This is a genomic window from uncultured Hyphomicrobium sp. (assembly GCF_902826555.1).
Classification (GTDB): Bacteria; Pseudomonadota; Alphaproteobacteria; order Rhizobiales; family Hyphomicrobiaceae; genus Hyphomicrobium_C.
On sequence record NZ_CADEFI010000026.1, the window covers coordinates 37,326 to 49,216 of the forward strand.

General features: G+C 64.8%; 11 protein-coding genes. 7 read left to right on the forward strand and 4 right to left on the reverse strand.

From position 1 onward, the window contains the following. Positions 1 to 4 precede the first annotated feature (4 nt). Together QZV93_RS11920 and QZV93_RS11925 are read right to left on the reverse strand one after the other, a co-directional pair. Positions 5 to 1,849, reverse strand: coding sequence for an ABC transporter ATP-binding protein (locus QZV93_RS11920; protein WP_295558721.1), 1,845 nt, complete (start codon positions 1,847 to 1,849; stop codon positions 5 to 7). Positions 1,850 to 1,920: 71 nt separating this feature from the next. Continuing rightward, complete coding sequence (locus QZV93_RS11925) at positions 1,921 to 2,166, reverse strand: DUF4170 domain-containing protein (RefSeq protein WP_295558723.1); 246 nt, start codon at positions 2,164 to 2,166, stop codon at positions 1,921 to 1,923. 762 nt (positions 2,167 to 2,928) lie between these two features. On the opposite strand from QZV93_RS11925, the gene QZV93_RS11930 reads away from it, so the two are divergent. Beyond that, the gene (locus QZV93_RS11930) at positions 2,929 to 4,557 is read left to right on the forward strand and encodes an acyl-CoA synthetase (protein ID WP_295558724.1); all 1,629 of its coding nucleotides are present in this window, start codon (positions 2,929 to 2,931) and stop codon (positions 4,555 to 4,557) included. A 195-nt stretch (positions 4,558 to 4,752) separates the two neighbouring features. On the opposite strand, the gene QZV93_RS11935 is transcribed toward QZV93_RS11930, so the two are convergent. After that, positions 4,753 to 4,929: a DUF465 domain-containing protein gene (locus QZV93_RS11935; RefSeq protein ID WP_295558726.1), complete on the reverse strand. Its 177-nt coding sequence runs from the start codon at positions 4,927 to 4,929 to the stop codon at positions 4,753 to 4,755. 268 nt (positions 4,930 to 5,197) lie between these two features. On the opposite strand from QZV93_RS11935, the gene QZV93_RS11940 reads away from it, so the two are divergent. The 4 genes from QZV93_RS11940 (at position 5,198) to QZV93_RS11955 (ending at position 9,077) form a co-directional block, all read left to right on the forward strand. Further along, a complete protein-coding gene (locus tag QZV93_RS11940) occupies positions 5,198 to 5,404 on the forward strand; it encodes a DUF465 domain-containing protein (protein ID WP_295558728.1) in 207 nt (68 codons plus the stop codon). Positions 5,405 to 5,608: 204 nt separating this feature from the next. Then, positions 5,609 to 6,622, forward strand: a complete 1,014-nt coding sequence (locus QZV93_RS11945) for a ligase-associated DNA damage response exonuclease (protein WP_295558730.1) — start codon at positions 5,609 to 5,611, stop codon at positions 6,620 to 6,622. Position 6,623: 1 nt separating this feature from the next. Further along, complete coding sequence (locus QZV93_RS11950) at positions 6,624 to 8,294, forward strand: cisplatin damage response ATP-dependent DNA ligase (protein ID WP_295558732.1); 1,671 nt, start codon at positions 6,624 to 6,626, stop codon at positions 8,292 to 8,294. Positions 8,295 to 8,363: 69 nt separating this feature from the next. Next, positions 8,364 to 9,077, forward strand: a complete 714-nt coding sequence (locus tag QZV93_RS11955; RefSeq protein ID WP_295558734.1) for a glutathione S-transferase family protein — start codon at positions 8,364 to 8,366, stop codon at positions 9,075 to 9,077. Between the two features lie 73 nt (positions 9,078 to 9,150). On the opposite strand, the gene QZV93_RS11960 is transcribed toward QZV93_RS11955, so the two are convergent. Then, positions 9,151 to 9,762: a hypothetical protein gene (locus QZV93_RS11960; RefSeq protein WP_295558736.1), complete on the reverse strand. Its 612-nt coding sequence runs from the start codon at positions 9,760 to 9,762 to the stop codon at positions 9,151 to 9,153. 302 nt (positions 9,763 to 10,064) lie between these two features. Here QZV93_RS11960 and QZV93_RS11965 point away from each other — a divergent pair, with 302 nt between their 5' ends. Next, positions 10,065 to 10,592, forward strand: a complete 528-nt coding sequence (locus QZV93_RS11965) for a c-type cytochrome, methanol metabolism-related (RefSeq protein ID WP_295558737.1) — start codon at positions 10,065 to 10,067, stop codon at positions 10,590 to 10,592. A 254-nt stretch (positions 10,593 to 10,846) separates the two neighbouring features. Then, positions 10,847 to 11,152, forward strand: a complete 306-nt coding sequence (locus tag QZV93_RS11970) for a hypothetical protein (protein ID WP_295558739.1) — start codon at positions 10,847 to 10,849, stop codon at positions 11,150 to 11,152. Positions 11,153 to 11,891 lie beyond the last annotated feature (739 nt).

Here is an 11,891-nt window from a genome sequence, read left to right on the forward strand (position 1 = left end):
AGCCTCAGTTCAGCGGCACACCCGGCGGCGGCGCGTCGTCGGTGTCGGACAGCAGCTGCGCGCGCACGAGCTTAGCGTAGGCTCCCCCCCGCGCGATGAGTTCGCCGTGCGTGCCGGTCTCGACGATCGTCCCGCTCTCCATCACGCAGATGAGGTCGGCATTCTGCACCGTCGACAGCCTGTGCGCGATGACGATGCTCGTGCGCCCCTTCGTGAATTCCGCAAGAGCCTGCTGCACGAGCCGCTCCGATTGTGTATCGAGCGCACTCGTGGCCTCGTCGAGAAGCAGGATCGGCGCGTTCTTGAGGATCGCCGCCGCCAATGCAAGCCGCTGGCGCTGCCCACCCGAGAGGCGCACGCCGCGATCTCCGATCATCGTCGCGTAGCCTTGCGGCTGCGTAAGGATGAACTCGTGCGCTGCCGCCGCCTTCGCCGCCGCGATGATCTCCTCGTCGCTCGCATCGAGCTTGCCGAGCGCGATATTCGTGCGGATCGTGTCGTCGAACAACGTCACGTCCTGGCTCACGAGCGCGATCGACGACCGCAGCGACGCCAGCGTCACCTCGCGGATGTCCTGGCCATCGATACGGATCGCCCCGCCGGTCACGTCGAAAAGCCGGGGCACGAGATTGACGATGGTTGATTTTCCGGCACCCGACCGGCCGACCAGCGCCACCGTCTGCCCACCCTTGACCTCGAGCGTGAAATCTATGATCGCCGGGATCGATGCTTCGCCGTAGTGGAAATTGACGTGATCGAAGCTCACCGTCCCGTCCTGGATCTGCAGCGGCTTGGCGCCGGGGAGATCCTTGTTGGTCGGCTTCTCGTCGAGAACCCCGTAGATGCTGTCGATGGCTGCCAGCCCCTCCTGGAGGCGAGCCACCAGACCGCCGATGGCGCGCAGCGGTTGCGCGGCCATCAGCAACGCCGCCGTGAGCCCCATGAAATCGCCGACCGTTGCCGCTCCGCTCGAGATGCGCCAATAGGCGACCCAGATGACGCCCGCAACGGCCGCGCCGCCGAGGGCTTCGAGAAGCGACTCGAGCCGAGCCTTGACCGACACGCCCTTGAGCTTGAGCCGGAACACTTCCTCGAAGCTGCGGTTCATGCGCCCTGCCGCGTAGTCCTCGAGACGGAATGTCTTGATCAGGCGCGTCGCGCCGAGCTTCTCGGCGAGCAGCGACGTCATCCCGCCGAGCTCGGCCTGCGTCCGCGTCGAATTGCGCCGCACGCGCCGCGCGATGCTCGCGATCGGCATGACGGCGAACGGATACACGCCAAGCACCACCAGCGAGATCATCCAGTCGAGATAGAACATCGACCCCACGAGTGCCACGACCGACATGGAATCGCGCATGATCGAGTTCATGGACGCCAGCGTCGCTTGCTGAATGAACTGGATGTCGTTGGTCAGCTTCGACATCAGTCGCCCCGGCGTGTCGCGCGTCAGGCGGGCGTAGTCGGCGTGGATCAAATGACGAAAGGTCTCGCTCTGCATGTCGGTCGTGAGCCTGAGACCGATACGCTGCGTGGCCACCGTCTGGAAGTAGAGCAGCACGCTGCGCGCGAGCGTAATGAAGATGATCGCCACCAGCACCCACGGCAGCCACGCGACGTCGCCTGCAAGCAAATTGTCGAACGAGAACTTGATCACCATCGGGTAAGCGCCCGTGGCGAGCGCCAGGGCGGCCGTGAGTGCGAGCGCGCCTAAGAGCTCGCGCCATCGCGGACGCAACCAATCGTTGAAGAAACGCGACAGCAGTTGGCGCGAATGCGCGTCGAGCGCCAGCGTCTTCTTTTTTCGCTCGCGGCCCTGCCCGTCGGGGCTATCGGTGGTGGCGGTCGCCATCGTCTCGCGCGTTCCTGCTTTATCGGTCGCTCGTCGGACACTTGCCGGCCGCGTGTGCCTCGCGTCGGCGGTCAGGCGCCAACCTTGGTGGCTTCGGGCTCCAGGAGCCGATGCATGTGAACGATGAAGTAACGCATCGACGCATTGTCGACGGACTTCTGCGCCGCGGCTTTCCAGGCCACAAGCGCCTCGGCGTAGTTCGGAAAGATCCCCACGATGTCGAGACCGCTGAGATCCCTGAACTCGATCCCGTCGAGATCGCGAAGCTCACCGCCAAACACCAGATGCAGAAGTTGCTTGGGGGACTTCTCGCTCATGCCGGGCTCCTCTTCACCGCCGCGCCTCGTGAGACCATGACCGCCCCGGGTTCCGGCCGATCCGGACCCAACCTTCGGACTTGCGATCGCGATCCCACCAAATCAATCGCGCTTCATGGCGCGCAACCCATTTCCTGCCCTATCCTCACGCCGGGTTCAAGCGCGCGCCCCCCTCTATGGAGCATCCGCGGCCATTTGCACGCGCTGCGACAGGCCAACGCACCATTCATACCAATTATTAATCAGGCTTCTTAAGGGGATCTCCAACTTGCCGTGGCATGTTGGGCTCATGGCCGCGCAAGACGGCAGCTCGGAAGTTGACAGGGTTCGACAGCAGCGGCGCGGGCACGGGGAAACCCATCCGCGCCAAAGCCGTTAGCGCGGCGCACTGAAGCGCTGGCCGACGGAGCGCACTCCGAAAGGCACCCGACGGCCGCGCCTAGAGCAGCGCCCACGGCGTCATCAGAACCAGCACCGCAACCACGACCACCCAGAGGGCGACGCTCTCGAATTCAGGTTCCGTCATTTCCATCTCCCCTGCAAAAGAGGACCTGACGACACACGCCGCGATGCTACAGAGCATCGCCCCCCATTCAAAGCCGAAACGCGTCCGCGCATTGACATATGCCCCGGCAATTTGCCTAAAGCATTGGCAACGACGAAGGTCCGGCGCCGTCCGCCCGCCCGAAAAGCGGTTGGACATTGCCGCCATGAGCCGCGTTCGCTAGAAAAACACTCAAAGCATAAAGCCAACAGGCCCTGATGAACGAAAACCCCTATTCCATTGGCCTCGACAAGAATGCGGCCAACTACCAGCCGCTGACACCGATCGGCCTCCTCGAGCGCGCGGCGAAGGTTTACCCCGAGCACACGGCCATCATCCACGGCACGCGGCGCACAAGCTACGCCGAGTTCTATGCCCGTGCCCGCCGCCTGGCCTCGGCACTTGTGCGCCAGGGCATCGGCCCCGGCGATACCGTCTCGGTGATGCTCTCCAACACGCCGGCCATGCTGGAGGCGCACTACGCCGTGCCCATGACCGGCGCCGTCCTGCATTGCATGAACACCCGCCTCGACGCACCGATCCTTGCCTTCCAGCTCGATCATGCCAACACCAAGATCCTGATCTCGGACCGCGAGTTCTCGGTGCTGATGCAAAGCGCGCTCGCACAGGCCAAGGCCACTCCGTTCATCATCGACTGCAACGACGCCGAGTTTCCCGATCTCGGCCCGCCGCTTTCCGACGTCGATTACGAGGCCTTCGTCACGTCCGGCGATCCGGACTTCGCCTGGCGCATGCCCGCCGACGAATGGGACGCCATCAGCCTCAACTACACCTCCGGCACCACCGGCAATCCCAAGGGCGTCGTTTATCACCACCGCGGCGCCGCCCTCATGTGCTACGCCAACACCATCGCCACCGGCATGACGCGCCATCCCGTCTACCTCTGGACGCTGCCGATGTTCCACTGCAACGGCTGGTGCTTTCCGTGGACGCTCTCCGTCGTGGGCGGCACCCACGTCTGCCTCCGCTGGGTGCGCGCGAAGGCCATGTACGACGCCATCGTCGATCACAAGGTGACGAACCTCTCCGGCGCGCCGATCGTCATGGCGACGCTCCTCAACGCGGCGCCCGACGAGCGCCGCGAGATCACGCATCGCGTCGCCTTCAACCACGCCGCCGCCCCGCCTCCGGAGGAGGTGATGGCCCGCATGAACGAGGCCGGTTTCGCGCTCACCCACCTTTACGGCCTGACCGAGACCTACGGCCCCGCGACTTTGAACGAATGGCATAGCGCCTGGGACAGCCTGCCCAAGCCGGAAAAGGATGCCAAACGCGCCCGCCAGGGCGTCCGTTATCCGGCCCTCGAAGGCCTGACCGTCATGGATCCGGTCACCATGACCGAGGTTCCGGCCGACGGCGAGACGCTGGGCGAGGTCATGTTCCGCGGCAACATCGTCATGAAGGGCTACCTCAAGAACCCCGACGCGACGGCAGAAGCGTTCGCCGGCGGCTGGTTCCATTCCGGCGACCTCGGCGTGCTGCATCCGGACGGCTACATCCAGCTCAAGGACCGCTCGAAGGATGTCATCATCTCGGGAGGCGAGAACATCTCCTCCATCGAGGTCGAGGACGTGCTTTACAAGCACCCGGCCGTCGTCCTCTGTGCCGTGGTCGCGAAGCCCGACGAGAAATGGGGCGAGACTCCGTGCGCATTCGTCGAGCTGAAGCCCGGAGAGAACGCCACCGAGGACGAGATCATCGAATGGTGCCGCGAGCGGCTCGCGCGCTACAAGGCGCCGCGACGCGTCATCTTCACCGAGGTGCCGAAGACGTCCACCGGCAAGATCCAGAAGTTCAAACTGCGCGAAATGGCCAAGGACGCCTGACACCGGCACGCGCGTCGGCGTCTCGCCGGCGCAGCCCATGCGTCCAACCGCGTGTCGCGACCGCACACGCTCACCCGATCGAGCTGCCTCGCATCGGAATTCGGAATGGGTGGGAGGATCAAACCCGACTGTGAGGCCTAGCGCTGCGATGGCAGCTGCCGGTGGCAGCCGCGCGTCGCAGCTCCGCCAAAGGCGTCAGTGTCGTGTTTCGGTTTCCAGTCTGACGATTTCGTCTTTGAGTTTTAGTTTTTCTTGCTTAAGCCGGCGGATCGCTAAGTCGTCCGAACCGGGTCTTAACGCCTCCTCTTCAATCCGACGCTCGAGTTGCCGGTGCTTCTCTGAGAGTTCCTGAAGATGAGCCGATAGCGCCATCCTGACCTCCTTTTCAGAGTTGAAGACCGAAGCATTGTTACAGATTTGCCACGCACTGTCCATTGGCCCAGCGACGATGACAAACAGAACTTTAAGCGGAGATACTGCCTTAACTTTTCGCTAAGCGTCGGTTTCTTCAAGAACTTTCATGACGCGCTCGGCAGTCTCGCTTGCGTGTTGCGGAAAATGAGACGATAGTCCCGCCGGCTCAGGCCGGGTGCATTTACCTTTGCACTGTGGCGGGTCGGTTTTCGAATGAGCGGCACACATGCAGCGGCAGAACGACAGGGAGCTGAGGGAGGAGTTGGTTAAGCTCCGCTCCGAGCATCGCCTGCTGGACGACGAGATCCTGTCTCTCGAAATGAACGGGACCGCCGACCAGCTGCTGATCCGCCGGTTGAAAAAGAAGAAGCTCGCCCTCAAGGATCAGATCACCAAGATCGAGGACCAGCTCCTGCCCGACATCATCGCCTAGCGTGCCTTCGGCACGACATTGCCTAACGCGCCTTTGGCACGACATCGCCCAGCGCGCCTTCGGCACGACATCGGCTGATCGCAGCGGCGACCTCTGGACACGGCGAAGGGGCCCGCGCGGCGGATCGCCTGCCGAATGCCGTTTGCCGTATCTCGATGCCAATCACCCATTGATCGGGTGCGGTCCAAACCCTAGGTCAGGCGGATGCCTGCTGCAGCAGTAGATCGCTGGCTCTATCCGACCGACCGCGGCCTCTACTGCGAGCCCGCCGGCGTCTACATCGATCCCGCGCGCGCCGTCGATCGCGCCATCATCACTCACGGCCATAGCGATCACGCGCGCCCCGGCCACGGCGCTGTGCTCGCGACACCTGAGACCATCGAGGTGATGAAGATCCGCCTCGGCGCGGAGGGCGCTGGACGCTTCGAAGCGGCCGCCGTCGGGCGCACGACCATCATCAATGGCGTCGCCATTCGCCTCGTACCCGCCGGCCACATCCTGGGCTCGGCGCAAGTCGTGCTCGAATGCAACGGCCAGCGCGCCGTCGTCTCCGGCGACTACAAACGCAGCTCCGACCCCACCTGCGCACCGTTCGAAACCATCGCCTGCGACGTGTTCGTGACGGAGGCGACCTTCGCCCTGCCCGTCTTCCGCCATGAGCCCGCCACGCGCGAGGTCGCGCGCCTTCTCGCCTCGCTTCGCCGCAACCCGGATCGCGCCCATCTCGTCGGCGCCTACGGACTTGGCAAATGCCAGCGCGTCATCCGCCTCGCGCGCGATGCCGGCTACGACGCTCCGATCTACCTGCACGGCGCTCACCTCGCCATGACCGAGCTCTACCAGCGCCTCGGCATCGATCTCGGCGACATCCGTCCCGTGCCCGACGTGAAGCCCGCGGATCTCGCTGGCGCCCTCGTGCTCTGCCCGCCGTCCGCCGTGGACGACCGCTGGTCGCGCCGCTTCCCCGATCCCGTCACCGCCTTCGCCTCGGGCTGGATGCGCATCAAGGGCCGTGTCCGCCAGAGCGGCGTCGAGCTGCCGCTGGTCATCTCCGATCACGCCGACTGGCCGGAGCTGATCGAGACCGTGCTCGAAACCGGCGCCGAAGATGTGTGGGTCACCCACGGGCGCGAAGACGCCCTCGTCTACGAGCTGACGCGCCGCGGTCTCAAGGCGCGCGCCCTTGCGCTCGTCGGCTTCGAGGACGAGGGAGAATAGCGTGCAACCCTTCGCCCTCCTGCTGGACACGCTGACGACGACACCCTCGCGCAACGGCAAGCTTGCGCTCCTCACCGAATATTTTCGCACCACGCCCGATCCCGATCGCGGCTTCGCGCTCGCCGCCCTGACCGACGGCCTCTTCCCGCGGCTCCCCTTGCGCCGCAGCCTCGCGACGCTGCTCGAAACGCGCGTCGATCCCGTGTTGTATGCCCTTTCGCGCGACTACGTCGGCGACACCGCAGAGACGGTGGCCCTCATGTGGCCCGAGACAAGTCTGCGCGACCCCGCGCCACGCCTTTCGGAAACCGTCGCCGCGATCGCAACCGCAGACCCCCCGCAAATCGCGGCGACGCTCGGCCATCTCCTCGACCGTCTCGACGTACGCGGCCGCTGGGCGCTTCTGAAGCTCGTCGGCGGCGCCCCGCGCGTCGGCGTCTCGGCGCGCCTTGCCAAAACCGCGCTCGCCGAGATGAGTGGACACGATGTGTCGGACATCGAGGAGATCTGGCACGCGCTCACCCCACCCTACACCGATCTTTTCCAATGGCTCGACGGCAAGGGCGCGCGGCCCGATGCCGGAAGCACGCCGGTTTTTCGCCCGCTCATGCTGGCCCACGCCATCGAGGAGCAGGACTGGACGAACTTTTCGCCCGAGGAGTTCGCCGCCGAGTGGAAATGGGACGGCATCCGCGTTCAGATCGCCGCGCATGGCCCCCACGTACGCATCTTCTCGCGCACCGGCGACGACATCTCGCGCACCTTCCCCGACGTCGTCTCCGCCTTCGAAGGCCTCGATGCGCTGCTCGACGGCGAGCTTCTCGTTGCACGCCGCGGCGTCGTCGCCCCCTTCAACGATCTGCAGCAGCGCCTCAACCGCAAGGTGGTCACCGGCCGCATGCTGAAGGAGCATCCGGCCCACGTGCGCCTGTACGATCTCCTCATCGACGGCAAAACGGACCTGCGCGAGCTGCCCTTCCGCGAGCGCCGCACCAGCCTCGAAACCTGGCACGCACGCCATGCGCCGCCCCTCACCGACGTGAGCCCGCTCGTCCCCTTCGCGAGCCGCGCCGAGCTGGACCGCCTCTGGAGCGACGCCCGTCAGGAGGGCATCGAGGGACTCATGCTGAAGCGCTGGACGAGCCCATACCTCTCCGGCCGCCCGCGCGGACACTGGTTCAAGTGGAAGCGTGCGGCGCTCACCCTCGATTGCGTGCTGATGTATGCCCAGCGCGGCTCCGGCAAGCGCTCGTCCTACTACTCGGACTACACCTTCGGTGTCTGGCGCGAAATCGAGGAGCCGACCGCCGAGGGTGCGCCCCGTGGCGACATCTACCCCGGCCACGAGCTGGTGCCGGTCGGCAAGGCCTACTCCGGCATGACCGACGCCGAGCTGATGGAGATCGATCGCTTCGTGCGCACGCACACGGTCGAGCAGTTCGGCCCCGTGCGCGCCGTCGAGCCGCGCCTCGTGCTCGAGGTCGCCTTCGACGCCATCTTCCCGTCGGCGCGCCACAAGTCGGGGCTCGCCATGCGCTTCCCGCGCATCCACCGCATCCGCTGGGACAAACCTCCGCATGAGGCCGACACCCTCGACGCCGCCCGCCGCCTCATGGGTGGCACAGCCGCGGGTAACCCAACCTCGAACCCCGCCAAGTCGCTCTCGGAATGAGCGCCGCCGCGCACCAGCGACACAATCGCGGGCTACACCGGCGATCCGAACGACGCACCGGAGCGACCGATGATCACTCTCTACGTTTCAGGTCCGAGATTCGGCTTGCCCGACTCCAGCCCCTTCGTCAGCAAGGCCGAGGTGCTGCTCAAGCTGTCAGGGATGCCCTACCGGACGGCACCCGCCGATTTCGGCAAAGCACCCAAGCGTAAGATCCCGTATTTCGAAGACGACGGGCACCGCTTTGGAGACTCGACCTTCCTGCGCTTCCACCTCGAGGACAAGTACGGCGTCGATTTCGACCGAGGCCTCTCTCCGGCCGAGAAGGGCATCGCATGGGCCTTCGAGAAACTGGCGGAGGATCAGCTCTACTGGGCGCTGGTCCACGCGCGCTGGATGGACAAGGCGAACTTCGACAAGGGACCGCGCGCGTTCTTCGACGCCGTGCCGGCGCCGCTGCGCCCCATCGTCGTGCCGCTCATTCGGCGCAGCGTCGCCAAGAGCCTTTACGCGCAGGGGTTCGGTCGTCATTCGAAGGAGGAAATCCAGCGTCTCGCCACGCGCACGCTCGACGCCATTGCCGCCACGCTAGGCGGCAAGCCATGGCTCATGGGCGCGGCGCCCTGCGGCGCCGACGCATCGGTGTGGGCCATGCTGGCAGGCATGCTGTGTCCGCACTTCGACACGCCGATACGAACCGCCGCCGAGCAGCACGGCAACCTCGTGGCCTACCGCGACCGCGGCCTCGCCCTCTGGTTCCCGGAACTTGCAACGGCGGCGTGAAACTCTCGAGCGGAACTCCGGATCCTAGGCACCGGGTCCAGGATCCGGCCCGCGTTGACGTCGCGGCGTTCGCTTATCCGGCCTTGCACTTGGTCTCGCACGGCACCTCTTCGCGCTTGTCGACCGTGCCGCGCACCGGCGACATGGTCTCGCGATAGCACTTGCCGTCTTCTTTCACGATCCGCACCAGCTCCGACTTGCTGACCAGCGACTGGCAGACCACCTCCAGCGCCTGCGCGACCTGCACGCCCTTGGCCTGCACGGCTCCGGCTTGTGCTGCACCGATCAGAAGATCGATAATACCGGCAGGCGGCGGAGCCTCGCCCGGTTTCTGCAATTGATTGTAGGCAATCCACTCGTAGGTCGCCTTGCCGTCGTCGGTCGAGACCTTGAGCGAGATGTCGCCCGTCTCGTCGCAGGCGCCGGCGTCGATCTTCGTGCCTTCAGCCGTGGACAGCGCCTTGTACTCGATCTTGCAGTCGATGTTCCGCTCCCAGATCTCGTACTGCGCGAGGCGGTGCGAAACCTGGCTGAAGGGAACCTTGTACTGCCACGCATGATAGGCGGTGACCGCCGTCGGAACGGCGCCCACGATCGTCACCACCAGTGCCGCCGTCTTGAGAAACGGCACGATGCGGTTCACGGGCCCAAGATGCGGGTTGTCGTCCAGCGCTCGGTCGGTCATCGGATGCATTCCCTCGAATGTCGTTGCCTCGGACGTCATGCGTGCGGCTCGCTTGGATAGCTGAAAATCCCGCCGCAGGATGTGCCACGAGCTCCCTGAACCGCGCTTGAGCGCAAGGTTCATGCGCCGTTCAGATGGCCGTGCACCGTCGGCCGGACGTTACCGCCCCATTGCCGAAATGACCATGACGTTTACTTCGCCGTAAGGCGCCTTGTGGTCCGCGCCCGCGCGCATATCTCCAAGGAAAGCCTTCTTTCGGAACGCGAAATTCCGAGGGCGTCAACGTCGAACGGACCCCGCCAATGCGCACCCTCCTGCTCACCCTCCTGGCCCTCGGCATGGCCAGTGTCTCCGCCGCAGCCGCCCCCAACACCGCTGCCAACCCCGTCGGCGATCCCAAGGTCGCCTCCTCCGACGACGGCAAGTACTTCGACGCCAACGGCAACCCCACCTACAAGATCGGCGCCGGCGATGCCGTCGACTGGTACACGTTCTCGGGCTACCGCCGCTTCAATGGATCGTGCGAGGTCTGCCACGGCTTCGACGGCTCTGGATCGAGCTTCGCGCCGGATCTCACCCAGTCTCTCAAGACCATCGGCTACACCGACTTCCAGAACATCGTCGTCAACGGCAAGCAGGACGTGAACACGGCTCAAAGCCTCGTCATGCCGGCCTTCGGCGATAACAAAAATGTCATGTGCTACCTGGATGACATCTACGTGTACCTGCGCGCACGGGCCGATGGCGCCCAGGGCAACGGCCGGCCCGCTTCCCATGAGGACAAGCCGCAGACAGCGATTCAGAACGAGAACAGCTGCATGGGGCCGTGACCACGTCTGCCACGAGGGCACGCCTCCGTCGGAGGAAATCCGTACGGTGTGCGCGCCCGGATAACCCATTCATATCGGGCCCACTTCCCCGTTTTCAATATGAGCATTTGCGTAAGGCGATCCCGTAAGAAAACACACCGAATTCCCGGCACGATCCCGTCTCCTACATGACTGAGCAATCGCGTGCGCCGGATTGCGGTAACCCGGAGATCCCGAGCGCGCGCGAGAGAAACGCAAACTCAAGGAGAGGAAACATGTCCTTCATCAAAGTGTCCCTGCTCGCCGTCGCCGCTGCGCTCATCGCAGCTCCCGCCTCGGCTCTGACCATCGAGAACCAGGACAAGGCGGAACTCAAGGTCGGCATCGACGAAGGCGAAAAGGAGCACGTCGAAACCATCGCCGGCGGCAAGACGGGTGACCTGTCTGCGAAATGCAAGGACGGCTGCGGATTGACCGGTCCGTGGGGTTTCTCCTGGATGGCCAAGCCGGGTGACAAGCTCGTCTTCAACGACGGCAAGCTCAATGGCGCTACCGTCGTCGAAGGCACCGTCACGCAATAGCCGAAGCAACGCCGCGCCCCCCTCCACGCGGTGTCGCACCATCGGCTCGGAGCCCGATCGCTTGTCGAAAACGATCGCGCTCCAATGGCCGGGCGCACATGGCATGGTCTCCCCCGCGCCCGGCCATCCCCGACACGAGCGCAAGCCCTGACAAACGCATGATCCGGAAAAGAATTGAGCCCCGTCGCGCACGCAGCCGATCGGGGCTCTTTTTGTCTTCGATAACCTGCCCAGCTGAGCCGGGCTTATGAGGCGAGGCTCTGGCGTTCCAGCCCCGATCTCGGACCGGTCTCCGCCCTCGCATGAAGTCTGACAGTTGGTTCTGTTGGAAAACCCGGACACGCGAACATGAAGCTGCAGCAGCTCGCGTTATCCAAGGCTGGACCTCGCTTCAGCGCGGGGTCCCAAGTGACAACCAGGCGGCGTCATTCTCCCTCCATTCGCTGTTGATCCGAGTCCGTGGTCTTGGCGCTGCACGCTGGCCAGCCGACAACGCGCAAGACCACGGAAAAGACAACTGTCCTCTCAACCGGGGGGTACTGGGGTGTCCAAAAACACGAAGTGCGGACTCCGTCAGGGGGACATCACAGCGACAGCCATCTGTCCTTGAGAGTTGGCCCATATGCCGCATCTGTCAAGACCGTTCGAGCCCGCAAGGATGCGACGACGTTAAATCATCGTTTCGCCGCGCGAACGGCAATCCCGATCGCAACGCCGTGCGAGATCGGCGTCGCACCGC